Below are 26,976 nucleotides of genomic sequence, written 5' to 3'. Positions count from 1 at the left end.
GGCTGGCGCAAGGGTGAACCGTCAATAAACTCCGGCCCATGGACGACCCGCACTACCTCTCCGGCCTCCAGCTCACGGGCCGCCGCGTTGTGATGTTCGGCGGCGGTTCCGTCGCCCAGCGGCGGCTGCCCCGGCTGATCGGCGCGGGTGCCCGCGTCGAACTGGTGTCGCCGCACACGACGCCGTCGGTGCAGGGGATGGTGGACGCGGGCGAGCTGGTCTGGCACGAACGCGGCTACACCGACGGCGACCTTCGCGACGCCTGGTACGCCCTGGCCTGTACGAACGATCCCGAGGTCAACGCCGCCATCTGCGCCGAAGCCGAGCGCGAGCGGGTGTTCTGCGTCCGCGCCGACGAGGGCGAGTCGGGCAGCGCGGTGACGCCGGCGTCCGGCCGGCACGGCGGCCTCCTGTTCGGCGTCCTGTCCGGCGGCGAGCCGCTGCGCTCGGCCGCGGTGCGCGACTCGATGCTCGACGGCCTGCACAACGGCACGATCGAAGACGGCCGTCAGCCGCATCCCGAGGGCAGCCTGCCCGGGGTCGCGCTGGTCGGCGGCGGCCCCGGCGACCCGGAGCTGATCACGGTCCGCGGCCGCCGGCTGCTGTCGCGCGCGGACGTCGTCGTGGTCGACCGGCTGGCCCCCCGCGAACTGCTGGACGAGCTGGCGCCCGAGGTCGAGATCGTCGACGCGGCCAAGATCCCGTACGGCCGCGCGGCCAGCCAGGACGTCATCAACAGCACGCTGATCGAGAAGGCCAAGGAGGGCAAGTTCGTCGTCCGGCTCAAGGGTGGCGACCCGTACCTGTTCGGCCGCGGCTTCGAAGAGGTGCTGGCCTGCGCCGAGGCGGGCGTCCCGGTGACGATGGTCCCGGGCATCACGAGCGCGTTCGCGGTCCCGGCGGTGGCGGACGTCCCGGTGACCCACCGCGGCGTCGCGCACGAGGTCGTGGTGGTGTCCGGCCACGTCGCCCCGGGCGACGACCGGTCCCTGGTGGACTGGGAGCTGCTGGCCCGCATGCGCGGCACGATCGTGCTGATGATGGGCGTGGAGCGGCTCCCGCAGTTCGCGAAGGCCCTGCTGGACGGCGGCCGCCCGGCCGACACCCCGGTGGCCATCGTCGAGGACGGCACGATGCGCACCCAGCGCGCCCTGCGGTCCACTTTGGATACGGTGGTCACCGACGCGGCGGCCTCGGGGGTCCGGCCGCCCGCGGTGATCGTGATCGGCCCGGTGGCCGGCCTGGCGCCGGTCGAGTCCTCATAACAGCTGCCCGTCAAACGGGTGTTGGCCCTCCCGACGCCGGCTGGGCGATGTCAGGCTGGTGCCGGGAGGGTGCCTCATGAGCGGCAAGAATGGCCGGCGGTCGGCTGGGGGCTCCAGACGCCGGACCGGAACTGCGAACGGCCTGGTCTCGAGCTGTCCGCGGCAGTTGCCGCGGGACGTCATGCATTTCATCGGGCGAGGCGAAGAGCTCGAAGAACTCGATTCCTTGCTCGGCACCCCTCGGCGCACGGTGGTGATATCGGCCATTTCCGGTGCGGCCGGAGTGGGCAAAACCTCGCTCGCCGTGCATTGGGCGCACCGCATCGCGGAGCATTTCCCGGATGGCCAGCTCTACGTCAATCTCCGTGGTTACGATCCGGGCGAGCCGGTGACGGCACGGGACGTCCTCGGTTCCTTCCTGCGCGCCCTGGACCTACCTGTCGATCGAATCGCCGATGGAGCCGACGCCATGGCGGCCACCTATCGGTCGGTGCTCGCCGGGCGACGGATCTTGGTCGTTCTCGACAACGCCGCTACACCTGAGCAAGTCCGGCCGCTGCTACCGAACGAGTCGGGCTGTTTGGTCATCGTGACCAGTCGCAATGCCCTTTCCGGTCTGGTCGCGCGCGATGGTGCTCATCGCATCGAGCTGGATGTACTGCCTCCCGATCAAGCCTATGCGCTGCTCAGCGAGGTGATCGGCGGTGATCGGGCCGAGCGTGAGGAGGCGGCGGCGATCGAGTTGACGCGGCATTGTGCCTGTCTTCCCCTTGCGCTCCGGATAGCGGCGGAACGCGTTGCCGGAAGGCCGCACCTGAGAGTCGGTGACGTTACCCGCGAACTCGATCGCGAACACGATCGTCTCGACCAGCTGGCCCTGGGCGACGACGAGAAGGCTGCAGTGCGAACCGTCTTCTCGTGGTCCTACAAGGCGTTGCCCCCGGAATTGGCTCGTGCCTTCCGGTTGCTGAGCCTACATCCGGGTGCCGTCATCGGGCTCCCTGCAGCAGTGGTCCTGCTCGGCGAAACGACGGCCACGGCGAGGCGCCGGCTGGATGCGCTCGTCTCGGTTCACCTGATCGCCGAAGTGGCCGCGGACCGATTTCAGTTTCACGACCTGTTGCGCATCTACGCCGGAGAGCGCGCTTCGAAGGATGAACCCGCTCAGCTGCGAGAGGACGCCGTCGCGCGTTGTTATGAGTGGTATTTGCACACCGCGTATGCCGCCCTGTACGCGTTTTACCCAGAACACCCGAAGGTGCCTATTTCCGATCGGCCCGATGGCTGCCGGCCACTGGGTTTCGGGGACCGCGAGCAGGCGCGGCAGTGGTTCGCCGCGGAGCGGCAGAACCTGATGGCGGTCGTCCAGAAGGCGCCGGACGCGAACCAGTACACGGTCGGCTGGCAGCTGCCGAACGTCTTCGATTGTTTCTTGGCCATGAACCACTTCAAGGCGGAGCAGATTGCGATTCACCAGCACGGCCTCGCGGCGGCGCTGCACGTCAGGGACCGGATCGGTGAGCGGTGGGCCTACGGCCATCTGGGCGAAGCCTTCCAGGCGTCCCGCCGGTACGACGAAGCGATCAGTTGTCACCTCCGCAGTCTTTCCATCGCCGATGAACTCGATGACGGCTTCGGACAGGCCGCGTCGCTCAATGATCTGGGGACGGCTTACCTCGCGCTGGACCGGTTCGGCGAGGCTGTCGATCACCTGCGACGCGCCATCGCGAAGTGCCGTTCCATCGGCCACCCCCGCAACGAAGGAACAGCCGAGGTCAACCTCGGAGCGGCACTGCTCGGCCTCGGCCGGACCGACGACGCCCTCGACCACGCCCTCCGCGGGTTGACGATCTTCCGGGGGATCGGGGCGGTCGGATCGGCCGGGTGGGCGCTGTTGAACCTCGGCCGGATCTGGGACGGCAAGGGGCGCATCGAGGAGGCCATCCGCTACCTGCGGGAGGCGGCTGATGCGTACGTCGAAGCTGCGCAGCACCACCACGGCGCAGAGGCGCTCGTCGAACTCGGAAGACTGCTCGCCCGAGCCGGCAGAACCGCTGAGGCGTGCGAGGCATGGCGAAGAGCCCTCGTCGTGTTCACTGAGCTCGATTCGATGATGAAGGAAGAGGTCGAGGCGCTCTTGGCGGGCGTCGTTCAGTCCTCGTAGCAGCTCGCGGCGAAGGCGCGGATCGCGTCCGACAGGCGGGTCGGGTCGAACCTGAGCTCCACCGGGCTCCGGGCCTGGACGAACTCCGCGTCCGGCATGTCCACCGCGAGGGTGTCCGCGTCGCCGAACGGGTGGATCGGGTCGCCCTGGTGGCCGATCACCAGCGCTCGCGTCGTGATCTTGCGGCGCACCGACTTCGGCGGCGCGATCCGGCCGAACAGCACGCCGTGCAGCAGCGCCGCCATCGGGGCCGGGCGCTGGGACAGCGTGTCCGTCACGACGTCGACCCACTGGTTGCCGCGCGGGACCAGGGACGCCACCAGCGACACCGCCTGGACCGTCACCGGCAGGAACCGGGCCGCCATCAGCAGCGGCGCGAACGTGATCAGGCCCGCGACGATCGCGTTGTCCAGCACCGGCATCTCGACGATCAGCCCGTGCACGCGGTCAGGGGCCTGGACCGCCACCTCCAGCGAGACGTTCGCGCCCAGCGACGTCCCGCCGACCACCGCCGAGCCGACCTCGAGGTGGTCGAGCAGCGCCAGGGTCTGCTCGGCGAACGACGGCATCGAGTACAGCCACGACTCGGTCGGCCGGTCGGAGTCGCCGTGGCCGAGCAGGTCGAGCGTGACCACCCGGAACCCGGCGCGGGCCAGCCGGCGCGCGAGCGGGGCGTGCATCCGGCGGGTCAGCATGATGCCGTGGGTGAGGACGACGACCTTGTCGCCGCTGCCGAACTCCGTGTACCAGAGCCGGTGGCCCTCGTGGTCGAACGAGCCGGTCAGCTCGATCGGGCGGGACTCGCGCCGCGCCGGGACGGCCGGGGGCTCCGGCTCGATCAGGGTCGCGCTGCCGGCCGGGCTCATCTCCCACCGTCCTCCCCGCGTCGTGGTCACCTACGTCCAGGAAAACATCCCATGACCACGTCGGCACAGTGACCATCGCATCAATTGACAACGTGCCAATGGTGGCTCGTCGCGGGCATGGGTCAAGATGACCCCATGACCGCTACTGCTGACAGTCTGCCCGACCTCGTCTCCCTGAAGGTCGACGTCGCCGGCCCCGTGGCCGAAGTGACGCTCCTCGGCCCGTCCAAGGGCAACGCGATGGGGCCGGACTTCTGGCGCGAGCTGCCGCTGGTGTTCCGCGCGCTGGACGCCGACCCGCAGGTCAGGGCGGTCGTGCTGACCGGCAGCGGCAAGCACTTCTCCTACGGTCTCGACCTGCCGGCGATGATGGGCGACTGGGCGCCGATGCTCGGCGGGGACAACCTGGCCGGGCCGCGGACGGCGTTCCTCGACCAGGTCCGGTCGCTGCAGGCGGCGGTCAGCTCGATCGCGGAATGCCGCAAACCGGTCATCGCGGCCGTTTCGGGCTGGTGCATCGGCGGCGGGGTCGACGTCGTCGCCGCCGCGGACATCCGGCTGGCCAGCGCCGACGCCAAGTTCAGCGTCCGCGAGGTCCGCGTCGCCATCGTGGCCGACCTCGGCAGCCTCCAGCGGCTCGCCTCGATCGTCGGCGAAGGGCACCTGCGGGAACTGGCCCTGACCGGCAAGGACATCGACGCCGCGCGCGCCGAGAAGATCGGACTCGTCAACAATGTCCACCCGGACTCCGACGCGCTGCTGAAGGCCGCGCGCGAACTCGCCGGGGAGATCGCTGCGAACCCGCCGCTCGTGGTGCAGGGTACGAAGCAGGTACTGGCGACGAACACCGAGCGCCAGGTCGCCGACGGCCTCCGGTACGTCGCGGCGTGGAACTCGGCGTTCCTGCCCAGCAAGGACCTCGGCGAAGCGGTCCAGGCGTTCATGGAGCGTCGTTCGCCGGAGTTCAAGGGCGAATAACTAGGAGGCAGCGTGAGCGCTTCGGAGGTCCACCACGCGTTCCGGGTGGCGCGGGACTACCTGCAGACCCACCGCGAGGACTACGAGACGGCGTACCGCGACTTCGCCTGGCCGGAGCTCGACGAGTTCAACTGGGCGATCGACTGGTTCGACGTCGTCGCGCACGACCCGGACAACGCCGAGCGGTACGCGCTGTGGATCGTCGAGGAGGACGGCACCGAGAACCGCTGGACCTACCCGGAGCTGTCCGGCCGGTCCAACCAGGTCGCGAACTGGCTGCGGAGCCTCGGTGTCCGCCGCGGCGACCGGCTGATCCTCATGCTCGGCAACCAGGGCGAGCTGTGGGAGACGATCCTCGCCGCGATCAAGCTCGGCGCCGTGATCATCCCGGCGTCCACCCTGCTCGGGCCGGCCGACCTCACCGACCGCGTCGAGCGCGGCGCCGCCAAGCACGTCGTGGTCCGGTCGGTCGACGCGCCGAAGTTCGCCGATGTCGAAGGTGACTACACGCGGATCGCGGTCGGGGAGCCGGTCGAGGGCTGGCAGCCGTACTCGGCCGCGTTCGCGCAGTCGCCGGAGTACGCCTCGGACGGTCCGACGAAGGCCGCGGACCCGCTGCTGCTCTACTTCACCTCCGGCACGACGGCGAAGCCGAAGCTGGTGCAGCACACGCACGTCTCGTACCCGGTGGGCCATCTGTCCACGATGTACTGGATCGGGCTGGAGCCGGGTGACGTCCACCTGAACATCTCCTCGCCCGGCTGGGCGAAGCACGCGTGGAGCAACTTCTTCGCCCCGTTCAACGCCGAGGCGACGGTGTTCCTCTACAACTACAACCGCTTCGACGCGAACGCGCTGATGGCCCAGATGGACCGCTGCGGCGTGACGAGCTTCTGCGCGCCGCCGACGGTGTGGCGGATGCTCATCCAAGCGGACCTGACGGCGCTGAAGACCCCGCCGGTCAAGGTCGTCGGGGCGGGGGAGCCGCTCAACCCCGAGGTGATCGAGCAGGTCCGGAAGTCGTGGGGCGTCACCATCCGCGACGGCTTCGGCCAGACCGAAAGCAGCGTCCAGATCGCCAACACGCCCGGCCAGGACGTCGTGCCCGGCTCGATGGGCCGCCCGCTGCCCGGGTTCGTGGTGGCGCTGGTCGACCCGGTCAGCGGCGAACGCGCGGCCGAGGGCGAGATCTGCCTCGACCTCGACCACCGCCCGGTCGGCCTGATGACCGGCTACGCGGACGACGACGAACGCACGTCGGCGGCCTTCGGCGGCGGTTTCTACCACACCGGTGACGTCGCTTCGATCGACGAACGCGGCTACCTCACCTACGTCGGGCGCACGGACGACGTGTTCAAGGCGTCGGACTACCGGATCTCGCCGTTCGAGCTGGAGAGCGTGCTGATCGAGCACGAGGCGGTGGCCGAGGCGGCGGTGGTCCCGGCCCCCGACCCGATCCGGCTGGCGGTGCCCAAGGCGTACGTCGTGCTGGCGACCGGCCACGAGCCGACCGCGGAGACGGCGAAGGCGATCCTCGCGTACTGCCGCGAGCACCTGGCGCCGTACAAGCGGATCCGCCGGCTCGAGTTCGCGGAACTCCCGAAGACGATCTCGGGCAAGATCCGCCGCGTCGAGCTGCGCGGCCGCGAGAGCGACCCGAAGCGCGCGGAGGGGACCGAGTACCGCGAAGAGGACTTCCCCGACCTCAAGTCCTGACGGCCGCTGGTCGTGAGTGAGAAACAGGGTTAGAACACTGTTTCTCACTCACGACCAGCCGCGGCAGACCGCTCAGGAGCGGGTGCCCTCGACCTGGCGGCCGTCCTCGGTCGAGCACGCCGTCACCGGGTCGTTCGGGCCGCTGCCGCACGTCCACTCGTCGAGCACGACCGGGCCCGGGCCGTCGGCCGACGCCGCCTCGGCCGGGGTCAGCTTCGCGAAGTAGTCCTTCAGCAGCGTCTGGGCCGCGGCGCAGTCGACGTTGCCGTGCGCGACGACCGCCGTCTTGGCGCCGCCGGTGGCGGTGACGTCGCCGCACGGCACGCCGGGTGCCGTCGACGCGGCCGCGGCGGCCGCGGCGGGCGCCGGCGCCTCGGCGGACGGCGCCGCGGGCGCGGGGTCGGCGCCACAGCCGGCCAGCACGGCGGCCGCGGCGACGAGCAGCAGGGGGTACGCGAGTGTCTTCATGGGCCCTTCAGGAACGGAAGCGGATCGGGAGCGGTCACTCGGACGGCACGACGGCGGCGAACACCGTCTGCTCGCCCTTGGTGCAGGTGGTGCCGCCCTGGGCGGCGGGTGGCCCGGACGTGCACAGCCAGCCGTCGACGGTCTCGTTCACCGCGTCGTTCGAGCCGGCGCCCTGGCGGCCGGCGATCTTGCGGTGGAAGTCGCCGACGAGCTTCGTCGCCGCGACGCAGCTGACGCCGGCGGAGCCGCTGTCGAACACGTAGAGCGTCAGCCCGCTGGCGGCGGTCACGGTGCCGCACGCCCCGGGCACCGTCGGCGGGGCTCCCGCCGGCTTGGACGCCGGCGGGGTCGCGGCCGGACTGCCGCCGGTGGGCGGTGGCGGGGGAGCGGTCGTCGGGGAAGCCGGCGGCGCCGAGCTCGGGGCGGCCGCCGAAGACGACGGCGCCTGGGCGGCCGGCTCGCCGGAGCAGGCCGCGAGCGCGGGCACGGCGAGGCAGGCGGCGAGCAACGGCCGCCACGTCCTCGTGGTGGTCGGATGGGGCACCGCGATCTTGTCCTCCCCGGTCAGGCTGGCCCGGTCATTCTGGCCCATCCGGGCCGGGGCCCCGTGGCCGACTCGCCCACAGGTGTGCGGCAGATTACTCCAGCCGGGTGGCGGCCCGTCCGGTGGCCGCCCCAACAGTGTCCACAGTGGACAATTAACATTCCGTTCACGCTCCGAAACCTCACGCTGCCAAGAAGAATCGATCGGTCTAATTCCGGCCGCATCGGTTAACAATCCGGCTCCGCGTGCCGAAGATCTTGGTGGAGGCCGACGAGCTTCCCGTCCCCGATACCCGTCCCGATCCCGTGAGAGCGATGAACGCCGACGCTGTGACCAGCCCCGAAGCCAGCACCGACGAGACCGCCGGCCCGTCCGGCCCCCCGACCGTCCCCAGCAGCGTCGTCTGGTGCTGCGGGCGCCCGTACGTCCTGGAGGCGCGCCCCGGCCGCGCCCGCTGGATGGGCACCGACTACCGGGGCCGTCCCGAGGCGCTGAGCAGCGCCGAACTGCAGCGGCGCGGCTGGAGCCGCCGCCGCGCGTGCTGACTACGCTGGCCGGGTGAGCACAGCCGCACCCGAACCAGCCGCGCAGGCGAGCGCCGCCGAGCCGTCCCTGCTCAAGCAGGCTTTCAACGTCCCCAACATGCTGTCGCTGCTGCGGCTCGCCGGCGTGCCGGTGTTCCTGTGGCTGCTGCTGGGTCCGGAGGAGGACGGCTGGGCGCTCGCGCTGCTGGTCTTCAGCGCGCTGACCGACTGGCTCGACGGCAAGCTGGCCCGCTGGCTCAACCAGATGTCCCGGCTGGGCCAGCTCCTCGACCCGGCCGCCGACCGGCTCTACATCCTCGCCACGCTGATCGCGTTCCTGGTCCGGGAGATCATCCCCTGGTGGGTGGTGGTGCCGCTCCTGGTGCGCGAGGCGGTGCTCGGGGTCTGCGTGCTGACGCTGCGCCGACGCGGGTTCGCCCCACCCGAGGTGACCTACATCGGCAAGGGCGCGACGTTCGTGCTGATGTACGCCTTCCCGTTCCTGCTGCTCGCGCAGGGCGGCTCGGACGTCGCCGCGGTCGCCCGGCCGATCGGCTACGCGTTCACCATCTGGGGCGGCGTGCTGTACGTCTGGTCCGGCGTCCTCTACGTGGTCCAGGCGCGCAACGCCCTGCGCGGCGCGGGTGGCGACTGAGCGCGACGGTTATCCCCGGGTCGGGCCGCGCGCTGCGCCGTGTGGGTGTAAGACTTCGCCCAGCACGTTTTCGCCAGTGAGGGCATGAAAGGGGACCGGCGGTGTCCGCTCCTGAAGAGCTTCGCTACACCGAGGAACACGAGTGGGTCGCCACCCGGGGCGAGGACACCCTCGTCCGCATCGGCATCACCGAGTACGCGCAGGACCAGCTCGGCGACGTCGTGTTCGTCGACCTGCCGGAGGTCGGCCGCCAGGTGAGCACGGGCGACGTCTTCGGCGAGGTCGAGTCGACGAAGAGCGTGTCCGAGCTGTTCGCGCCGGTCGACGGGGAGGTCGTCGCGATCAACGACGCCGTCGCCGAGTCGCCGGAGCTGATCAACAGCGACCCCTACGGCGAGGGCTGGCTGATCGAGATCCGGCTCGACGACCCGGCGGGGCTCGAAGCCCTGCTGGAAGCCGAGGCGTACGACGCACTGACCAAGGGCTGAGCCCGGCTCCGGGCCGCCCCGGCCGGCACTGCGCCGGTTCGGGGAGCCGGGGCTCGGAGAATCGATCAGGCACGGTACGTTGGCAGCTACACGTTCTTGAGTACTAGGCAACACAGCATGTGTGGAGGAGAGCTCAGGTGAGCACGAACGACGGGCCCGGCGGCGTTCCCCCGGAGCAGTCTCCGGAGCGGACCTCTGTCTTCCGGGCCGACTTCCTGGCCGAAGCCGAAGGCCACGAGTCCGCCCCGGCCGCGGAGGCGCCGGTCCAGGGCGTCGACGCCCTGCCCGCGGGTTCGGCGCTGCTGGTGGTGAAGCGCGGCCCCAACGCGGGTTCGCGGTTCCTGCTCGACCGCGACACGACCAGCGCCGGGCGCCACCCGGACAGCGACATCTTCCTGGACGACGTCACGGTCTCCCGCCGGCACGCCGAGTTCCGGCGTGAGGGCGGCGAGTTCGTCGTCATCGACGTCGGCAGCCTCAACGGCACCTACGTCAACCGCGAGCCGGTCGACCAGGCCGTCCTCGCGGGGGGCGACGAGGTGCAGATCGGGAAGTTCCGCCTGGTCTTCCTGACCGGCCCGGGTCACGGGGGCCAGGGAGCGCAGTGACGGCGGCCGGGCGGCCACAGAATCACGGACTGAGCATCGGGGCCGTCCTGGCGCAGCTGCGCTCGGACTTCCCCGATGTCACCATCTCCAAGATCCGGTTCCTCGAAGCGGAAGGCCTGGTCCAGCCGGGCCGGACGGCTTCGGGGTACCGGCAGTTCGCCGCGGCGGACGTGGAGCGCCTGCGATTCGTGCTGGCCGCCCAGCGGGACCACTACCTCCCGCTGAAGGTCATCAAGGAGCAGCTGGACGCGGCGGACTCGGGTGCCGGGCCCGTCGCGGCCGTGCCCCGCCCGCCGCGCCGGCTGGTGCCGATCGACGCTCCGGCGGAGAACGTCGGCCTGCCGGAGGCGGCGGACTTCGCCACCGGCAAAGAGCTGCGCCTGACCCAGGAGGAGCTCCTGGAGCAGGCCGGCATCGACGAGCCCGCCCTGGCCGAGCTGCAGCAGTACGGCCTGGTCCGGCCCGGTCCCGCCGGGTTCTTCGACCCGGACGCGGTGCTGGTCGCGCGGACGGTGAAGGCGATGACCGAATTCGGTATCGAGCCGAGACATCTGCGTGCCTTCCGCGCCGCGGCCGACCGCGAGGTCGGGTTGCTGGAGCAGATCGTGACACCGGTGTATCGGCACCGTGACCCGGAAGCGAAGTCGAGGGCGGACGAGGTGGTGCGGGAGCTCGCGGCACTGTCCGTGACCCTCCACACGCTCCTCGTCAAGGCGGGAATCCGCGGCGTCGCGGGGTGTTGATCAACGATGGGGCGCTGAGATCCTCTTTGCCGCCCCATGTCAATGACTGAATGTTCGGCACCGCATGCCGTACCGTGAAGGCAAGGGTTTGCGGCAGGCGAACCGAGATAGTCTCGACAGCGAGCACAGCGCACGGATGACGGGTAGCGTCGGCGATGACGGCGTCCGGCCGAATCAGCGCCTGCGCCCGTGTGCACGAGAGGGAGGCGAAGCCCGATGAGCGAGATGCGCGTCGTCGGTGTGCGGGTCGAGCTGCCCGCGAATCAGCCGATCTTGTTGCTGCGGGAGACCGAGGGCGAACGGTACCTGCCGATCTGGATCGGCTCGGTCGAAGCCACCGCCATCGCCTTGGAGCAACAGGGAGTCCGGCCGGCCCGTCCGCTCACGCATGACCTGCTGAAAGAGGTCATCGGGGCGCTCGGCCGGGAGCTCGAGCAGGTCGTGATCACCGACCTCAAGGAAGGCACGTTCTTCGCCGAGCTCGTCTTCGACGGCGACATCCGGGTCTCCGCCCGGCCGAGCGACTCGGTCGCGCTGGCCCTGCGGATCGGTGTCCCCATCCACGCCGTGGACGCGGTGCTGGAGGAGGCGGGCCTGATCATCCCGGACGAGCAGGAGGACGAGGTCGAGAAGTTCCGCGAGTTCCTCGACTCCGTTTCGCCCGAGGACTTCCGGGGAGCCGACACCTGAGAACTTGCCTTGACGCGGACGTCAACGTCTAGCGTCGGGGTATGCGGATCGGAGAGCTTGCGCAGCGCACGGGTGTCACCACCCGTGCGCTGCGTTTTTACGAGGCCCAGGGCCTGATCGAGGCCCGTCGTTCGGCCAACGGCTACCGCGAGTACGACGAGGACGACCTGCAGCTGGTCCGGGAGATCCAGACCCTGCAGACGATCGGCCTGACCCTCGACGAGACCCGCCCCTTCGTCGACTGCCTCCGCAGCGGTCACGAGACCGGCGACTCCTGCCTGACGTCGATCGAGGTCTACCGCCGCAAGCTCGAAGAAGCCGACGCCTTGCTGGCCCGCCTCGGCGGCATCCGCGCCGAGCTGGCAGGGAAGCTCGCCACCGCCCTGGCCCGGCAGGCGCCCGATCCGTGTGTCGTGCCCGATTCCCCGCGCCCGTGAAGGAGCCCGTCATGTCCGAAGTCGCCGCAGTCACCGACGCGACGTTCACCGAGGTCGTCGACAGCGACGTCCCGGTGCTGGTCGAGTTCTGGGCCACCTGGTGCGGACCGTGCCGGACGGTCGGCCCGGTGCTGGAGCAGCTGGCCGACGAGCGGGCCGGGAAGCTCGCCGTCCGCAAGATCAACGCGGACGAGAACCCGGAGACCATGCGCTCCTACCAGGTCATGTCCCTGCCGACGATGATCCTGTTCGCCGGCGGCGAGCCGGTCGAGACGATCGTCGGCGCGTTCCCGAAGGCCCGCATCGAAGACCGCCTCGACCGGGCGCTCATGGCGCGGTCGCTTTGACGAAGGCGTCCGCGACCTCGCGTTCGTACTTCTCCAGGTCGAGCGACGGGTCCGCCGCGTAGGCCGCGGCGACCCCGTCGATCGCCTGCGCGATGGACATCGCCATCACCTCCGGCGTGAAGTCGCCGAACAGCCCTTCGGCCTGACCCTGCTTGAGCTGGCGGGCCAGCCCGTGCACCCGCATGTCGTCGACCAGCACCTTCGTCATCACCCAGCCGTCGGCGTCGTCGGCGTTGGCCGCCAGCTCCGTCAGGACCCGGACGCACTCCGGGTACGCGCGCAGGAACGCGATCGACGTCTCGATGTGGGCCCGCAGGTGGCCGGGCCGGTCCGCCGGGTCGAGGCCACCGCCGGTGCGTTCCTTCAGGAACTCGCCCTTCGTCTCGACCACCGTGCTCAGGACGGCCTGCATCAGGCCGGCCTTGTTCGTGAAGTGGTAGGAGATCATCCGGGTGCTGCTGAGCCCGGCGCGTTCCTTGATCTTGGCGAACGTCGCCTTCCGGTAACCGAGGTCGGCGATGACGCCGATGGTGGCGCCGATGATCTGGGCGCGACGGGCCGCCTCGGCGGCGCTGAGCCCCATCTCGGCCATGAGGTCGGTGTTTACTTGCATGAGTAAAAAGTTACTCGGCTGAGTAAATCCGGTCAAGAGGTTTGAACCACCGGCTCGGGGGTACGGCGAACGGCTCAAACGCTCATCCGACCGTTGAGGCTTGCCGCGCGTCGCGTTGACCGGTGTTCTCCTGGCGCTTACCGTCGAAGGAGGTAAATCGCCACGATGTGATTCACGGTCTGGGGCCGGATCGCGGCGATGGATCTCCGGTGGGTCCCGCTCCTGGGACCGGCCGACTGTCATTCGCCGGCCGTCCGGTCGGGCGAGGGGAGGCTTGCGTGGTCGAGGCTGGTTCCGAGAAGCAGCCTGTTGAGGTCGCGGCTGGCGAGCAGGGTGAGCTGTTCCCCGACAACTCGCTGCCGGACGAGCTGGTGGGTTACCGCGGTCCGGCCGCGTGCCAGATCGCCGGGATCACCTACCGCCAGCTCGACTACTGGGCCCGGACGAAGCTGGTCGCACCCAGCATCCGCACGGCGCACGGTTCCGGCTCGCAGCGGCTGTACTCGTTCAAGGACATCCTGGTCCTCAAGGTCGTCAAGCGGCTGCTGGACACCGGGGTCTCCCTCCAGAACATCCGGGTCGCGGTCGACCACCTGCGCGTCCGCGGAGTCCGTGACCTCGCGCGCGTGACGCTGTTCTCCGACGGCACCACCGTCTACGAATGCACCTCGCCGGAGGAGATCGTCGATCTGCTCCAGGGCGGCCAAGGCGTCTTCGGCATCGCGGTCAGCGGCGCCATGCAGGAGATCAGCGGCACCATCCACGAGTTCCAGGCCGAACGCGCCGACGGCGGTGTCGTCGAAACGCACCAGCCGGACGAGCTCACCCAGCGCCGCAACGCCCGCAAGACCGGGTGATCACCGCCGCGAGGAGTCGAGTAAGGTTCTCCTCGCGGTCGACGAATCCGCGCGGGAGAGTCCGAGCCACACCTTGAGCTCGGCGCCGAAGGAGCAAGTCCTCCCCGGAACCTCTCAGGCACCCTGGACCGCGCGGACGAGACGCCTCTGGAAAGCGGGTCGTCAGGACACAACCTGATGGCCCCGCCGACGGTGCAAGCCCGGCTCAACCTCGGGCGAAACTCTCAGGCGCCCCTCGGGGTACGGACAGAGTGGGGAGGCCGGGGGACATCGTCCCCGGCCCGGCTCGGCTGTCCGCAGGAGGCTCCGTGGAACTGTCACTCGCCTCGCTGGAACAGGGCATCCCGTTCGCCGAGCGGCACATCGGTCCCGGGCCGGACGAACTTCGCCGCATTCTCGATGTCGTCGGTGTCGCTTCTCTCGACGAGCTCTCCGAGCGTGCTGTTCCTGAGTCGCTGCGGTCCTCCGCTCGTCCGCTCGAACTGCCGCCGGCCGCCACCGAAGCTCAGGCGCTCGCCGAGCTTCGGGCGCTTGCCGGCCGTAACCGAACGATGGCCCAGATGATCGGGCTCGGGTACCACGACACCATCACTCCGCCCGTCATCCGGCGGAACGTGCTCGAGAATCCGGCCTGGTACACCGCTTACACGCCGTATCAGCCCGAGATTTCGCAAGGCCGGCTCGAGGCGCTGCTCAACTTCCAGACCATGGTCGCCGATCTGACCGGGCTGCCCGTCGCCAACGCGTCGATGCTCGACGAGGCCACCGCTGCCGCCGAGGCCATGACACTCGTGCGGCGGGCCGGGAAGTCCGCTTCGAACCGGTTCGTCGTCGACCAGGACACCCTGCCGCAGACCCTCGCCGTGCTTCGGACCCGGGCCGAACCCCTGGGCATCGAACTGGTCGTCGAGGACCTCTCCCAAGGTCTCACCGGACTTGGCCTCGGCGGCGACTTCTTCGGGATGCTGCTTTCCTACCCCGGTGCGTCGGGTGCGGTGCACGAGCTCGACTTGACGATCTCCGAGGCCAAGAAACACGGCGCCGCGGTGATCGTCGCCGCCGACCCGCTCGCCCTGACCCTGCTGCGGCCGCCGGGGGAGCTCGGCGCCGACGTCGCCGTCGGATCCACCCAGCGGTTCGGTGTCCCGCTCGGCTTCGGCGGCCCGCACGCCGCCTACCTCGCGGTCCGCGAAGGCCTGGAACGGCAGCTGCCGGGACGCCTGGTCGGCGTCTCGAAGGACGCCGACGGCGCACCCGCGTACCGGCTCGCCCTGCAGACCCGGGAACAGCACATCCGCCGCGAGAAGGCGACGTCGAACATCTGCACCGCGCAGGTCCTGCTGGCGGTGATGGCCTCGATGTACGCCGTGTACCACGGGCCCGACGGGCTGCGCGGGATCGCGCTGCGCGCCCACCGGATGGCCACCGTGCTCGCCGCCGGCCTCGCCGAAGGCGGCATCGACGTCGGACACGGCGAGTTCTTCGACACCGTGACCGCGTCGGTGCCCGGGCGGGCGGAAGCGGTCGTCGCGGCGGCTCGCGACCTCGGCGTGAACCTGCGGCTCGTCGACGACGACCACGTCGGCGTCGCCTGCGACGAGACGACCACCCGCGAGCGGCTTTCGTGCGTGTGGAAGGCATTCGGCGTCTCGGTGTCCGATGTGGACGGCCTCGACGCGGACACGGCGGACGCGCTCCCGGCGCCGCTGCGGCGCACCAGCGCGTTCCTCACCCACCCGGTGTTCCACGCCCACCGCTCGGAAACCGCGCTGCTGCGCTACCTGCGCCGGCTGTCCGACAAGGACGTCGCGCTCGACCGCAGCATGATCCCGCTCGGCTCGTGCACCATGAAGCTCAACGCCGCCGCCGAAATGGAACCGGTCACCTGGCCGGAGTTCGCCGGGCTGCACCCGTTCGCGCCCGCCGAAGACGCCGCCGGGCTCCTGGAGGTGGTCGCCGACCTGAGCGCGTGGCTCGCGCGGATCACCGGCTACGACACGGTTTCCCTGCAGCCCAACGCGGGCAGCCAGGGCGAGTTCGCCGGGCTGCTGGCCATCCGGGCCTACCACCGCTCGCGCGGCGAGGGCGAGCGCGACGTCTGCCTGATCCCGGCCAGCGCCCACGGCACGAACGCGGCGAGCGCCGTGATGGCCGGCATGCGGGTGGTCGTCGTCCGGTGCGACGACGACGGGAACATCGACCTCGCGCACCTGCGGTCCACTGTGGACGACCACCGCGCCGACCTGGCCGCGATCATGATCACCTACCCCTCGACGCACGGGGTCTACGAGGACACCGTCGGTGAGGTCTGCGAGCTGGTGCACGACGCCGGCGGGCAGGTGTACGTCGACGGGGCCAACCTGAACGCGCTCATCGGCGTCGCGCAGTACGGCCGGTTCGGCGCCGACGTCTCGCACCTCAACCTGCACAAGACGTTCTGCATCCCGCACGGCGGCGGCGGACCCGGGGTCGGGCCGATCGGGGTCCGCGCGCACCTGGCGCCGTTCCTGCCGAACCACCCGCTGCAGCCGGCGGCCGGCCCGGCGACCGGCGTCGGGCCGGTCAGCGCGGCGCCGTGGGGGAGCGCGTCGATCCTGCCGATCTCGTGGGCGTACGTCCGGATGATGGGCGCGGACGGCCTGCGCCGGGCGACGCTCGTGGCCGTGGCCAACGCGAACTACGTCGCTCGCCGGCTCGGCGAGCACTTCCCGGTGCTGTACGCGGGACACGACGGGCTCGTCGCGCACGAGTGCATCCTCGACCTGCGGCCGCTGACGAAGGCGACCGGCGTGACCGTCGACGACGTCGCGAAGCGGCTGGCCGACTACGGCCTCCACGCGCCGACGATGTCGTTCCCGGTGGCGGGCACGCTCATGGTGGAGCCGACCGAGAGTGAGGACCTGGCCGAGCTGGACCGCTTCTGCGACGCGATGATCGCCATCCGCGCCGAGATCGACCGCGTGGCGGCGGGGGAGTGGGCACTGGCGGAGTCGCCGCTGAGGCAGGCCCCGCACACGGCGCGCTGCGTCGCGGGCGAGTGGGACCGGCCGTACAGCCGCGAGACGGCGGTGTTCCCGGCGGGCCCGGGCGCGGCGAAGATCTGGCCGCCGGTCCGCCGCATCGACGGCGCGGCGGGCGACCGCAACCTGGTCTGCTCCTGCCCGCCCCCGGAAGCCTTCGCCTAGCGCGCTCAGGAGCCGGCGCCGGACAGCCGGACCAGCAACTCGGTCCGGCTCGTCAGGCCGAGCTTCCGGTAGATCCGCTGCAGGTGCTTCTGCACCGTCCGCGGGCTGATGCCGAGGTGACGGGCGATCTGCCGGTCGCAGGCCGCTCGGTGACCGCACCGGTCAGCCGCCGCGTCGTGTGCTCCGCGCTCGTGCAAGACACGAAGTCGCAGCCGACCAGCCGGCCGAGCCCGGCGAGCCCCGCCGACCGGAACCCGTGTACGACTTCGAGGGCGCGGTCCAGGTGCCGCGCCGTCAGTTCACTGCTCGTCCGGTGAAGAAAGCCCCGGGCGAGCCGAGTTGTCGAACCGGCGCGAGAACTCCTGCGAGCCGTTCGGGCAGTTCGCGCCCAGCTTCAGCACCGCGTACGGCCGGAACGAGCCGGACTGCGTGACCCCGCGGAACGCGGCGCCGTTCACCCGGCAGAAGAACATCTCCGTGTTGCTGGTGCTGCTGACCGCCCCGATGAACCCGCCGCGCGAGTTCGGTCCCGACCGGGCACGACCGGCTCGCCGGGATGACGCCGACGTCGGTCGTCGCCGCCTGGGCGGGCGCGGCCGAGACGGTCAGACACCGATCCGGCCGGGGCGGCGGCCATACGCAGTAGTGCGTACGCCGGGCCGGGCCCGCACAGGAACGGGAGGTAGGTTGACGCCATGGCGAGTGCGCACGGTCCTGATCGGACGTCCGTGGTCGTGACCGGCGGCAGCGGCTTCATCGGCCGGGCCGTCGTGCACGCCCTTCGCGACCGGGGTGTCCCGGTCACCGTCGTGGACCGGGTCCCGTTCCCCGAAGACGGCGTCCGCGTGGTGACCGGCGACCTCCGTGACGCCGCCGTCCGCGAGGAGGCCGTGACGCGCGAGACCGCGGGAATCGTGCACCTCGCCGCGTTGACGTCGGTGCTGAAGTCGGTCGAGCTGCCCGAGGACACGTTCGCCGACAACGTCCTGGTGACCCAGGAGCTGCTGGAGCTCGCGCGCCGCCGCGAGGTGCCGAAGTTCGTGCTCGCGTCGACCAACGCGGTGATCGGCAACGTCGGCACCGCGACGATCACCCCGGACCTGCCGCTGCGGCCGCTGACGCCCTACGGCGCCACCAAGGCGGCGTGCGAAATGCTGCTCTCGGGCTACGCCGGCGCGTACGGCATGACGACGTGTGCGTTGCGGTTCACCAACGTCTACGGCCCGGGAATGTCCCACAAGGACAGTTTCGTGCCGCGCATGATGCGCGCCGCGCTGACCGGCGCGAGCGTCAAGATCTACGGCGACGGCCGCCAGCGCCGAGACCTCGTGCACGTCGACGACGTCGTCCGCGCGCTCCTGCTGGCCCTCGACAGCGGCCACACCGGCCGCGCGATCGTCGGCGCCGGACGCTCGGTCTCCGTGCTGGAGATGGTCGAGGCCGTGCGCGAGGTGACCGGCGCCGAGCTGCCGGTCGAGCACGTCGAGGCGCCGGCGGGGGAGATGCCCGCGGTGGTCGTCGACGTCTCGGCCAGCGCGGAGACCATCGGGTACCGCCCGGAAGTCTCGCTCACCGACGGTTTGGCGACGGCGTGGAAGTACTTCTCCGGCCTCGACCGTCCAAACGCGACACCGTGACGGTGTTCCTGCGCCGGCACTGGCCGCTGCTCCTGCTCCTCGTCCCGGCGATCGCCCTCCGGGTGCTGACCTGGCTCGCCTACCGGCCCGCGCTGCTGTACATCGACTCGTTCCGCTACATCGACAACCTGCACGCGCTGCGCGCCGACCAGCTTGACCCGATCGGCTACGACCTCGTGCTGCGGCCGCTGCTGGCCGTCGGTGGGCTCGCCTGGGTCGCGGCGGTGCAGCACGTCGGCGGTCTGCTGATCGCGATCGGTGTGTACGCGCTGGTGCTGCGCCTCGGCGGCCGTCCGTGGGTGGCCGCGCTCGCCGCGGTGCCGGTGCTGCTCGACGCGTACCAGCTGCAGATCGAGCAGAACATCATGTCCGAGGTCGTCTTCGAGGCGGTGCTGCTCGGGCTCCTCTGGCTGCTGCTCGGCTGGGGCGCCCCGGGCTGGAAGCGCGCCGGCGCCGCCGGGCTGCTGGTCGGGTTCGCCGTGCTGACGCGCCTGATCGGGATTTCGCTCGCCTTGCCGCTGCTGGTCTACCTGGTCGTCGCCGGGGGAGCGTGGCGGCACTGGACGGGCTGGCGCCGGGCGGGCGCGGGCGTGCTGGGCCTGCTCGTCGTGCTCGTGCCCTACGCGGCGCGGGTGCACTCGGAGACCGGCAGGTGGGGGCTGACCGGGCCGTCCGGTAACATGCTCTACGGCCGCACCGCCGCCGTCGCCGACTGCGCGAACCTCCACCTTTCGCCCGAGCTGCAGGTGTTCTGCCCGACCGAACCGCGCGAGACGCGGCTCGTGGACAACTACACCCACGCCGACCTCGACCCGAACTGGCCGGGACCGCTGCCGCCGGGCGCGGACAAGGCCGCGCTGGCGCACGAGTTCGCGATCGACGTCCTGAAAGAACAGCCCGGCGACGTCGCCGAAGCGATTCTGAAGGACTTCTCCAAGAGCTTCGCTTGGACGCGCGAGCAGGACCCGACCGACGTCCCGCTGGATCGGTGGCAGTTCCAGCTCACCTACCCGCAGTGGGCCGACCAGTCGCTGATCGACCTGGTCACGCAGCAGAACGACGGCGTCAACGCGAGTGTCGACCAGCCGCTGGCCAAGATCCTCCGCGACTACCAGCTCGGCGGTGGATACGTCCCGGGCGCGGTGCTCGGCATCGGCGCCCTGGTGGGCCTGCTGACGGTCTTCCGGCGCAAGAAGCCCCTGGACCGGGCGCGGGCAGGCGCGCTGCTAGCGTCGTCGAGCGGCTTGATCCTGCTGTTCGCCTCGGCGGTGTTCCAGTTCTCCTGGCGCTACCAGATTCCCGCCCTCGTGCTCTTCTCGGTGGCCGGAGCCCTCGGCTTCACCACGCTGACGTCGGCCAGCCGGAAGCGTCTCGCCGCGTTCCCCGACGACGTCGACCAGAGCGCCCTCGACGACTTCCGCGGCCGTCACCCGGACCTGGAGCTGGCGCCGCTGACCGTCGTCATCGCGGCCTACAACGAGGCCGGCGGCATCGGCGAGGTCCTGGAGAAGATGCCGGACGAGTGCCTCGGCATGCGGGTCGACGTGCTCGTCGTGGTCGACGGCGGCACCGACGACACGGCGGCGATCGCGGAAGAGCACGGCGCGTACGTCTGCGTCGCACCCCGCAACCGCGGTCAGGGCGCCGCGCTGCGCCTGGGCTACCACCTCGCGGCCGAGGCGGGCGCGGAGTACGTCGTGACGACCGACGCCGACGGCCAGTACGACAACAGCGAGCTCGAAGCCCTGGTCAGCCCGGTCGTCGACGGCACCGCGGACTTCGTCACCGGGTCACGGCGGCTCGGGCACGAGGAGGCCGACAGCCGCGTCCGGTGGCTGGGCGTGCGCGTGTTCGCGGTCTTGGCCTCGGTGCTGACCGCCCGGCGGATCACCGACACGTCGTTCGGCTTCCGGGCGATGCGGGCGGACCTGGCGTGCTCGGTGCCGCTCAACGAGCCGCAGTACCAGTCGTCGGAGCTGATGCTCGGGGTGACCGCGCGCGGGTCGCGGGTGGTCGAGCTGCCGATGAGCATGCGGCTGCGCAAGGCGGGCAAGAGCAAGAAGGGCGGCAGCGTCGTCTACGGCGCCAACTACGCCCGGGTCATGACGGGGACGTGGTGGCGGGGGTACGTGCTGCGCCGCGGCCGAACACGAGCCGGTCGAGCAGGGTGAACTTGACGACGAACACCAGCGCGTAGCTGGCCACGTACGTGCCGTCGACGAGCACGACCCACCAGAAGTGCGGCAGGTTCAGGGGTGTCAGGAGCGCGCCCGCCAGCGTCGTGAGGCCGATGGACGCGAGGCCGCCGAGGCCGATGACGACCAGGTAGGGCAGCAGCTCGCGGCGGACGCGCGGGCGTCCGGTGCGGCCCCACACCCAGCGGCGGGTGACCACGAAGTTGAGCACCGCGCCGGCCGCCCAGGCCAGCGTGCTCGCCAGGGCCGCCGCACCGCCGGTGGCGAGGACCGCCAGCAGCACCACCTGGCTGACGACCGTCGCCGCGACCGACGTCGCCGCGGCGCGCGCCAGCCGGGCCCAGCCGCGGCGGCGGGTCTTCTCCGTTGTGCGGGGCCGCACGCCGTTGGTTACGGTCGTCATGCCCCCATCCTCCCCGCGGGCCCGGGGCGCCGCCGCCCGGGTCCCCTACGCATAGGAGATTCACAGCTCATTGCCAGGTCTTCATCAGCAGGTGATCGATAGCGTCGGGGGGCGTAAACGAGCAGGAAAGGCGGCACAATGCGAGTGCTGGTTCTCGGCGGTGACGGATATCTGGGCTGGCCGACCGCGTTGCACTTATCGGACAAAGGCCACGAGGTAGCCGTTCTCGACAATTTCGCCCGCCGCGGCTATGACGCCGAACTCGGCGTCGAAAGCCTCGTCCCGATCGAGTCGCTGGCCGATCGGATCGCCGCGTGGCACGAGGTCTCCGGGGCGACGATCGGCAGCTACGAAGGCGACCTGCTGGACGCGGAGTTCCTGTTCGGGGCGCTGCGCGACTTCGCGCCCGACGCGATCGTCCACTACGCCGAGCAACGGTCGGCGCCGTACTCGATGATCGACCGCGAACACGCCGTGTACACCCAGCACAACAACGTGATCGGCAATCTGAACCTGCTGTACGCGATCGCGGAGATCGATCCGTCGATCCACCTGGTCAAACTGGGCACAATGGGCGAATACGGCACGCCCAACATCGACATCGAAGAAGGCTGGCTCGATCTGGAGCACAACGGGCGCTCCGATCGCGTGCTGTTCCCCAAACGGCCGGGGTCGTTCTACCACCTGACGAAGGTGCACGATTCCCACAACATCGAATTCACGTGCCGCGCCTGGGGGCTGCGCGCGACGGATCTGAACCAGGGCATCGTGTACGGCCAGCAGACGCCGCAGACGGCGCTCGACCCGCGGCTGGCGACCCGCTTCGACTACGACGCGGTGTTCGGCACGGTGCTGAACCGGTTCGTCATCCAGGCGGTGCTGGGCCAGCCGCTGACCGTGTACGGCCACGGCGCCCAGACGCGCGGCCTGATCGACATCCGCGACACCGTCGAGTGCATCCGCCTCGCCGTGGAGAACCCGGCCGAAGCGGGGGAGTTCCGCGTCTTCAACCAGATGACCGAGAGCATGTCGGTGGCCGCGATCGCCGACCTGGTCGCCGAGCGGTTCCCCGGCCCGGTGCAGATCGAGCAGCTGGAGAACCCGCGCTCGGAGGCGCTCGAGCACTACTACAACGTGAAGCACACCGGGCTGGTCGGGCTGGGGCTGGAGCCGCACCTGGTCTCGGAGACGCTGATCGAGTCGATGTTCGACATCGTGGGCGCCAACAAGCACCGCGTGAACATGGACAAGCTGCGCCCGACCGTCCGCTGGCGGGGCGCGCTGAAGAGCTAGCCGGCGCGTGCGGGCTCCCCCGGAGCGGGGAGCCAGCACGTTCGCGGTCAGCCCGGGATCTTGTCCAGGAAGCCGTGCACCTTGGCGATCTTGCCGTCCTCGAGCTCGACGACGTCGAACCCGATCGCGAGGGGCTCGGCGCCCGGGGTGCCGAGGTACCACTGGAACCGCGCGAGGTCGTGGTGCGCGTCGGGCTCGGCGGGCAGGCTGAAGGTGAGCCCGGCGAACTGCTGCTGGGCCCCGCCGACGAACTGGTCGATCCCGTCGTGCCCGGCGACGGCCCCGAGCGGGTCGGTGTAGCGGGCGGCGGCGGTGAAGAGCTCACCGACGAGGGCGCGGCGCTTGTCGCCGTCGGTCTCGTTCCAGACGGCGATGTACTGCTCGACGATCGTGCGGACGTCGCTCATGACGGACTCCTTCGGTTGGGGGACAACGGCTTTCGTCGTCCTGCGCTGAGCCCCACTCTGCTGGCGCGGCGGCGGCCCGTCGATTACGCGCGAGGTAATGCCGCGGCGGCAGGAAATCGCCGGCGCGTCCACGCCGCCGCTCGACACAATCGGGCAATGGCGAACCAATCCGCTCCCGGCGATCAGCACCTGATCCGGGACCTGACCGCCGCGGCTCGGACCGCGCAGGCGTGGGATGCCCTCGAAGCGGTGGCCAAGGCCGGCTTGGCGGCCGGTGTCACGCGCGAAGCCATGCTGCAGGCAAGTGGGGCCGCGCTGGACGCCGTCGTCGCCGATCTGCCGGAGGGGGCCGAGGATCCGGCCGACGACGCCCTCCGCGACCTGATGGATCGCCTCGAAGGCTGGTGCCCACCCGGCGCGGAGCTGCTGCCATTACCCCCGAAGTAATGGCAGCCACCCGGTGATCGCCGTAGCGTCGCTCGCGTGACGACTACGGTGCAGACCGCTCGGCAGCGGCCCGTCGGGGAGCTGCTGCGGGAATGGCGCGACCGGCGCCGGATCAGCCAGCTCGACCTCGCGATCTCGGCGGACATCTCCACGCGCCACCTGAGCTTCGTGGAAACCGGGCGTTCGCGGCCGAGCCGGGACATGGTGCTGCGGCTCGGCGAGCACCTCGACGTGCCGCTGCGCGAACGCAACCGGCTGCTGCTCGCCGCCGGGTTCGCGCCCGCCTACACCGAGAACGCGCTGGGGGACCCGGAGATGAGTGCCGTGCGCCAGGCCGTCCGGCAGCTGCTCGCGAGCCACGAGCCCTACCCGGCCGCCGTCGTCGACCGGAACTGGGACCTCGTCGACGCCAACGCCGCCACCGGCCTGTTCGTCGCCGGGATCCCGGCCGAGCTGACCACCAACGTCCTGCGCGCGACGCTGCACCCCGACGGCATGGCCCCGCACGTCCTCAACCTCGGGGAGTGGCGCGCCCACCTGCTCGGCCGGCTCCGGCGCCAGGTGGGCCAGACCGCCGACCCGGGGCTCACCGGCCTCCTCGACGAGCTGCGCGGCTACCCGTGCGACCAGCCGGTGCCCGAGGTGGAGGTCCCTGGACCGGGTGACATCTTCGTGCCGCTGAAGTTCCGCCACGAAGGCACCGACCTGACGTTCTTCAGCACGGTGGCGACGTTCGGCACCCCGCTGGACGTCACGGTCGCGGAACTGGTCATCGAGTCGTTCTTCCCGGCCGACCCGGCGACCGCCGCATACCTGCGCGGGCGGGCCGCGTCGGTGGAATGATGGGGGACACCCGCGCAGCATCCGACGTGAGGATCACCGGCAGATGGCCGTCCCGCCTTCGCTCGCCCTGTCCGACGGAGTCCGCATCCCCCAGCTGCTGTTCGGTGTCGCGGGACTGACCGCGTCCGAAGTCGGCCGCGCCGTCCGCATCGCCCTCGACACCGGCTACCGCGGGTTCGACACCGCACCGGGCACGGAAGCCGCGGTGGGCGACGCGCTCGCCGGCGTACCCCGCGACGAGCTGTTCGTGAGCGTGAAGGTGCCCGCCCAGGGGTACGACGCCGCCCGCCGGGCCGCCGACCAGGCACTGGCCGCGCTCCAGCTCGAGCGGGCCGACCTGTGCCTCCTAGACGGCACGAAAGGCGCGTTCACCGACACCTGGCGCGCGCTGAGCCGGCTTCGCGCCGACGGTCGCGTGCGCGCGGTCGGCGTCGCCGGGTTCGGCGTCGCGGAACTGCGCCGGCTGATCGACGCCACCGGCGCGGTCCCGGCGCTGAACCAGGTCGAGCTGCACCCGTGGCTGCAGCAGGTCCCGTTGCGCGAGTTCCACGCCGAGCGCGGCATCGTGACCGCGGCGTCGAGCCCGGCCGCCAACGCCGGCCTGCTGGCCGACGAGACGGTCACCGCGCTCGCGGCGAAGTACGGCAAGACGCCGGCCCAGATCGTGCTGCGCTGGCACCTGCAGGCCGACACGGTCGCGGTGGCGGCGTCGGCCACGACGACCCGGACCCGCGAGAACTTCGGGATCTTCGACTTCGAGCTGGCCGACGACGACCTCGCCGTGGTGTCCGAGCTCGACAACGGGACGCGCGTCTAGGACTTGATCCCGGCGGCGGCGAAGTCGGCCTGCTGGGCGGGCTGCTCGAGGTACTCGCGGAAGGTCTGGGAGGCGCGCAGGACGGTGTCGTCGATGCCGTTCCCGGAGAGCCCGACGAACGGGTAGTCCGCCGAGCGCGCGTTCGCGACCGACTGGGCGGGCGAGCCGATCAGCTCGGGCTTCTTGGTCGTCAGCTCGCTGATCCAGTAGGTCGACTCGGGCAGCCAGGCGGCCGGGAGCCCGCCGATCGCGTCGAGGTTGGTGCGGCCGACCAGCGCGTCGAGCACCTGCGCGGACGGCTTGGCCTCGATCATCACGTGCACGCACTGGCCGTGCACGACGGTCGCGGCCTGGTTCCAGCGGTCGGCCGCGGCGGTGAGGGGCTTCTGCGCGCTCGGGGTGACGATGATCCGCATGTGCGAGGTGCCGCCGGAGCAGCTGGCGGCCTGTGCTTCGGCGCGGCTGTTGAGCTCGCTGTCGGCCCAGTTCCAGCCGATCACGCCGAGCCCGATCAGGGCGGCGAGGACGGCACAGGCGATCGGCCAGCCGGCGATCCGGCGCCGCGGGGCTTTCTTGCCGACGATCCGGTGCGAGCCGGTGGCTTCGCCCTTGCCGAGGGTCCGGTGCGAGCCGGTGGCCTCGCTCTTGCCCTCGGGCGCGGTGGTGTCGGTGCGGGTGGGGGGCATGCGCCGACGGCCGGGAGTCTCTCCCTCGGCGGCGGCTTCGCTGCGACGGCGGCCGCGGCGCGAAGGGGCTTCTTCGGCGGGTTCTTCGCGGTCGAGGGTGCGGCCGCCGGCCCGGGCGGAACCGGACGGCTCGTTCCGGACGGTGATCGGGTAGTCCCCGGAGGTCTCACCGTGCCGGGTGATGACCTCGGTCCGCTCGGCGGCCGACTCAGCCGGCCGGGAGGCTTTACCCCGGAAGCGGCCTCCGCCGGAGCCGTCGCCCCGGCGGGTCGGGTTGGCGCCGGTGGCTTCCCCGCGGCCAGCGGGAGCTTCACCGCGGCGGGCGGCGGGGTGCGAGCCGGTGCCGACGGCGGGGTAGGAACCGGAAGCCTCGCCACGCCCGGCAACAGGCTGGGAGCCGGAGGCCTCGCCCCGGCGGCCGGCGGGAGCTTCACCGCGGCCGGCGGCGGGGTGGGCACCGGTGGCTTCACCACGGCCGGCGACGGGGTAGGAGCCGGAGGCCTCACCACGGCGGGCGGAAGACTTACCGCGGCCGGTGGGAGCGTCGCCGCGGCCGGCGACGGGATAGGAGCCGGAGGCCTCACCGCGGCCGGCGCCGGGGTGGGAGCCGGAGGCCTTACCGCGGCGGCCGGCGGGAGCCTCACCGCGGCCGGCGGCGGGGTAGGAACCAGACGCCTCGCCCGGGACCGGGTGCGAACCAGAAGCTTCGCCACGCCCAGGGTGGAAGCCGGAGGCCTCACCGCGGCCAACGACAGGGTAGGAACCGGAAGCTTCACCGCGCCCGGCGGCAGGGTAGGAACCGGAGGCCTCACCGCGCCCAACCACAGGATAGGAACCGGAGGCTTCACCGCGGCCGACCACAGGGTACGAACCAGACGCTTCACCACGGCCGGCGACGGGGTGCGCTCCGGAAGCCTCGCCCCCGGAGACGAAGTAACCCGACGACTGGCCGGGAGCGGCACCCCGTCCGGCGATCCCAAACGCGGCCGAGATGGAACTGCGCTTCGAGGTGCCCGGACCAGCGCCGGAGGCCTTGCCGCGTCCTGGGGCGGGGGGCTCGTCCGGCTGCGGGCGGCGGCCGCCCGGTGTGCCGGTCTGGT

Annotated in this window: 29 protein-coding genes and 1 riboswitch; of the genes, 20 read left to right on the top strand and 9 right to left on the bottom strand. The window is 71.1% G+C overall.

The window, feature by feature from the left end; all coding sequences use genetic code 11:
- Window positions 1-38: 38 nt before the first annotated feature.
- Both cobA and ACZ7PG_RS39795 read left to right on the top strand, forming a co-directional pair.
- Complete coding sequence (gene cobA / locus ACZ7PG_RS39800; protein ID WP_470244358.1) at window positions 39-1,265, top strand: uroporphyrinogen-III C-methyltransferase; 1,227 nt, start codon at window positions 39-41, stop codon at window positions 1,263-1,265.
- Window positions 1,266-1,341: 76 nt separating this feature from the next.
- The gene (locus ACZ7PG_RS39795; RefSeq protein WP_470244357.1) at window positions 1,342-3,429 is read left to right on the top strand and encodes an ATP-binding protein; all 2,088 of its coding nucleotides are present in this window, start codon (window positions 1,342-1,344) and stop codon (window positions 3,427-3,429) included.
- Here the strand turns inward: ACZ7PG_RS39795 and ACZ7PG_RS39790 are convergent.
- The gene (locus ACZ7PG_RS39790; protein ID WP_470244722.1) at window positions 3,417-4,295 is read right to left on the bottom strand and encodes an alpha/beta fold hydrolase; all 879 of its coding nucleotides are present in this window, start codon (window positions 4,293-4,295) and stop codon (window positions 3,417-3,419) included. The two genes, ACZ7PG_RS39795 and ACZ7PG_RS39790, sit on opposite strands and share 13 nt — an antisense overlap.
- A gap of 135 nt (window positions 4,296-4,430) precedes the next feature.
- Here ACZ7PG_RS39790 and ACZ7PG_RS39785 point away from each other — a divergent pair, with 135 nt between their 5' ends.
- Complete coding sequence (locus ACZ7PG_RS39785; protein WP_470244356.1) at window positions 4,431-5,273, top strand: crotonase/enoyl-CoA hydratase family protein; 843 nt, start codon at window positions 4,431-4,433, stop codon at window positions 5,271-5,273.
- A gap of 12 nt (window positions 5,274-5,285) precedes the next feature.
- Window positions 5,286-6,989: an AMP-binding protein gene (locus ACZ7PG_RS39780; RefSeq protein ID WP_470244355.1), complete on the top strand. Its 1,704-nt coding sequence runs from the start codon at window positions 5,286-5,288 to the stop codon at window positions 6,987-6,989.
- Between the two features lie 72 nt (window positions 6,990-7,061).
- Here ACZ7PG_RS39780 and ACZ7PG_RS39775 read toward each other — a convergent pair whose 3' ends face one another.
- Window positions 7,062-7,457 (bottom strand): hypothetical protein, encoded by a 396-nt coding sequence (locus ACZ7PG_RS39775; protein WP_470244354.1) that lies wholly within the window; start codon window positions 7,455-7,457, stop codon window positions 7,062-7,064.
- A 34-nt stretch (window positions 7,458-7,491) separates the two neighbouring features.
- The gene (locus tag ACZ7PG_RS39770; protein ID WP_470244353.1) at window positions 7,492-8,049 is read right to left on the bottom strand and encodes a hypothetical protein; all 558 of its coding nucleotides are present in this window, start codon (window positions 8,047-8,049) and stop codon (window positions 7,492-7,494) included.
- A gap of 266 nt (window positions 8,050-8,315) precedes the next feature.
- Between ACZ7PG_RS39770 and ACZ7PG_RS39765 the strand changes: the two genes are divergently transcribed.
- The 8 genes from ACZ7PG_RS39765 to trxA all read left to right on the top strand — a co-directional run bounded on the left by ACZ7PG_RS39765 (window position 8,316) and on the right by trxA (window position 12,493).
- Window positions 8,316-8,546, top strand: coding sequence for a hypothetical protein (locus ACZ7PG_RS39765; protein WP_470244352.1), 231 nt, complete (start codon window positions 8,316-8,318; stop codon window positions 8,544-8,546).
- 13 nt (window positions 8,547-8,559) lie between these two features.
- A complete protein-coding gene (locus ACZ7PG_RS39760; protein ID WP_470244351.1) occupies window positions 8,560-9,180 on the top strand; it encodes a cardiolipin synthase ClsA in 621 nt (206 codons plus the stop codon).
- A gap of 101 nt (window positions 9,181-9,281) precedes the next feature.
- Window positions 9,282-9,668 (top strand): glycine cleavage system protein GcvH, encoded by a 387-nt coding sequence (gene gcvH, locus ACZ7PG_RS39755; RefSeq protein ID WP_470244350.1) that lies wholly within the window; start codon window positions 9,282-9,284, stop codon window positions 9,666-9,668.
- A 137-nt stretch (window positions 9,669-9,805) separates the two neighbouring features.
- Window positions 9,806-10,276 carry a glycogen accumulation regulator GarA gene (gene garA / locus ACZ7PG_RS39750; protein WP_284750621.1) on the top strand — a complete coding sequence of 157 codons (471 nt, stop codon included), beginning with the start codon at window positions 9,806-9,808 and terminating at the stop codon, window positions 10,274-10,276.
- A complete protein-coding gene (ftsR, locus tag ACZ7PG_RS39745; RefSeq protein WP_470244349.1) occupies window positions 10,273-11,019 on the top strand; it encodes a transcriptional regulator FtsR in 747 nt (248 codons plus the stop codon). Before garA ends, ftsR begins: the two co-directional genes overlap by 4 nt.
- A gap of 216 nt (window positions 11,020-11,235) precedes the next feature.
- Window positions 11,236-11,709 carry a bifunctional nuclease family protein gene (locus ACZ7PG_RS39740; protein WP_009078856.1) on the top strand — a complete coding sequence of 158 codons (474 nt, stop codon included), beginning with the start codon at window positions 11,236-11,238 and terminating at the stop codon, window positions 11,707-11,709.
- A gap of 41 nt (window positions 11,710-11,750) precedes the next feature.
- Window positions 11,751-12,146, top strand: a complete 396-nt coding sequence (locus tag ACZ7PG_RS39735; protein WP_470244348.1) for a MerR family transcriptional regulator — start codon at window positions 11,751-11,753, stop codon at window positions 12,144-12,146.
- Between the two features lie 11 nt (window positions 12,147-12,157).
- On the top strand, window positions 12,158-12,493 hold the full coding sequence (trxA, locus tag ACZ7PG_RS39730) for a thioredoxin (RefSeq protein ID WP_470244347.1): 336 nt from the start codon (window positions 12,158-12,160) through the stop codon (window positions 12,491-12,493).
- Here the strand turns inward: trxA and ACZ7PG_RS39725 are convergent.
- Window positions 12,474-13,106, bottom strand: coding sequence for a TetR/AcrR family transcriptional regulator (locus tag ACZ7PG_RS39725; RefSeq protein WP_470244346.1), 633 nt, complete (start codon window positions 13,104-13,106; stop codon window positions 12,474-12,476). The two genes, trxA and ACZ7PG_RS39725, sit on opposite strands and share 20 nt — an antisense overlap.
- 278 nt (window positions 13,107-13,384) lie before the next feature.
- Between ACZ7PG_RS39725 and ACZ7PG_RS39720 the strand changes: the two genes are divergently transcribed.
- Together ACZ7PG_RS39720 and gcvP are read left to right on the top strand one after the other, a co-directional pair.
- Window positions 13,385-13,963, top strand: a complete 579-nt coding sequence (locus tag ACZ7PG_RS39720) for a MerR family transcriptional regulator (protein ID WP_364379688.1) — start codon at window positions 13,385-13,387, stop codon at window positions 13,961-13,963.
- A 42-nt stretch (window positions 13,964-14,005) separates the two neighbouring features.
- Window positions 14,006-14,104: riboswitch (glycine riboswitch) on the top strand.
- A 167-nt stretch (window positions 14,105-14,271) separates the two neighbouring features.
- Entirely contained in the window at window positions 14,272-17,148 is a 2,877-nt protein-coding gene (gcvP, locus tag ACZ7PG_RS39715) for an aminomethyl-transferring glycine dehydrogenase (protein ID WP_470244345.1), read from the top strand.
- 5 nt (window positions 17,149-17,153) lie between these two features.
- On the opposite strand, the gene ACZ7PG_RS39710 is transcribed toward gcvP, so the two are convergent.
- Both ACZ7PG_RS39710 and ACZ7PG_RS39705 read right to left on the bottom strand, forming a co-directional pair.
- Window positions 17,154-17,345: a response regulator transcription factor gene (locus ACZ7PG_RS39710; RefSeq protein WP_470244344.1), complete on the bottom strand. Its 192-nt coding sequence runs from the start codon at window positions 17,343-17,345 to the stop codon at window positions 17,154-17,156.
- Window positions 17,346-17,447: 102 nt separating this feature from the next.
- Window positions 17,448-17,621: a hypothetical protein gene (locus ACZ7PG_RS39705; protein ID WP_470244343.1), complete on the bottom strand. Its 174-nt coding sequence runs from the start codon at window positions 17,619-17,621 to the stop codon at window positions 17,448-17,450.
- 222 nt (window positions 17,622-17,843) lie between these two features.
- On the opposite strand from ACZ7PG_RS39705, the gene ACZ7PG_RS39700 reads away from it, so the two are divergent.
- Window positions 17,844-18,785, top strand: coding sequence for an NAD-dependent epimerase/dehydratase family protein (locus ACZ7PG_RS39700; protein WP_470244342.1), 942 nt, complete (start codon window positions 17,844-17,846; stop codon window positions 18,783-18,785).
- Complete coding sequence (locus ACZ7PG_RS39695; protein ID WP_470244341.1) at window positions 18,782-20,956, top strand: glycosyltransferase; 2,175 nt, start codon at window positions 18,782-18,784, stop codon at window positions 20,954-20,956. Before ACZ7PG_RS39700 ends, ACZ7PG_RS39695 begins: the two co-directional genes overlap by 4 nt.
- Here ACZ7PG_RS39695 and ACZ7PG_RS39690 read toward each other — a convergent pair.
- A complete protein-coding gene (locus ACZ7PG_RS39690) occupies window positions 20,886-21,383 on the bottom strand; it encodes a GtrA family protein (RefSeq protein ID WP_470244340.1) in 498 nt (165 codons plus the stop codon). The two genes, ACZ7PG_RS39695 and ACZ7PG_RS39690, sit on opposite strands and share 71 nt — an antisense overlap.
- Before the next feature lie 138 nt (window positions 21,384-21,521).
- On the opposite strand from ACZ7PG_RS39690, the gene ACZ7PG_RS39685 reads away from it, so the two are divergent.
- A complete protein-coding gene (locus ACZ7PG_RS39685) occupies window positions 21,522-22,676 on the top strand; it encodes an NAD-dependent epimerase/dehydratase family protein (RefSeq protein ID WP_470244339.1) in 1,155 nt (384 codons plus the stop codon).
- Window positions 22,677-22,723: 47 nt separating this feature from the next.
- On the opposite strand, the gene ACZ7PG_RS39680 is transcribed toward ACZ7PG_RS39685, so the two are convergent.
- Window positions 22,724-23,083 (bottom strand): nuclear transport factor 2 family protein, encoded by a 360-nt coding sequence (locus ACZ7PG_RS39680; protein ID WP_470244338.1) that lies wholly within the window; start codon window positions 23,081-23,083, stop codon window positions 22,724-22,726.
- Window positions 23,084-23,239: 156 nt separating this feature from the next.
- Here ACZ7PG_RS39680 and ACZ7PG_RS39675 point away from each other — a divergent pair, with 156 nt between their 5' ends.
- Genes ACZ7PG_RS39675 through ACZ7PG_RS39665 form a run of 3 tightly spaced genes read left to right on the top strand, consistent with a single transcriptional unit; the run spans window position 23,240 to window position 25,190 of the window.
- Window positions 23,240-23,530 (top strand): hypothetical protein, encoded by a 291-nt coding sequence (locus ACZ7PG_RS39675; protein WP_470244337.1) that lies wholly within the window; start codon window positions 23,240-23,242, stop codon window positions 23,528-23,530.
- 36 nt (window positions 23,531-23,566) lie between these two features.
- Complete coding sequence (locus tag ACZ7PG_RS39670) at window positions 23,567-24,373, top strand: helix-turn-helix domain-containing protein (protein WP_470244336.1); 807 nt, start codon at window positions 23,567-23,569, stop codon at window positions 24,371-24,373.
- Between the two features lie 43 nt (window positions 24,374-24,416).
- A complete protein-coding gene (locus ACZ7PG_RS39665; protein ID WP_470244335.1) occupies window positions 24,417-25,190 on the top strand; it encodes an aldo/keto reductase in 774 nt (257 codons plus the stop codon).
- Here ACZ7PG_RS39665 and ACZ7PG_RS39660 read toward each other — a convergent pair.
- A complete protein-coding gene (locus ACZ7PG_RS39660) occupies window positions 25,187-25,876 on the bottom strand; it encodes a hypothetical protein (protein ID WP_470244334.1) in 690 nt (229 codons plus the stop codon). The genes ACZ7PG_RS39665 and ACZ7PG_RS39660 overlap by 4 nt on opposite strands.
- Window positions 25,877-26,976 lie beyond the last annotated feature (1,100 nt).

Source organism: Amycolatopsis sp. NPDC114504, assembly GCF_055633595.1.
Note: the sequence above shows the minus strand (reverse complement) of the source record. Positions and strands in the feature narration are given on the sequence as shown.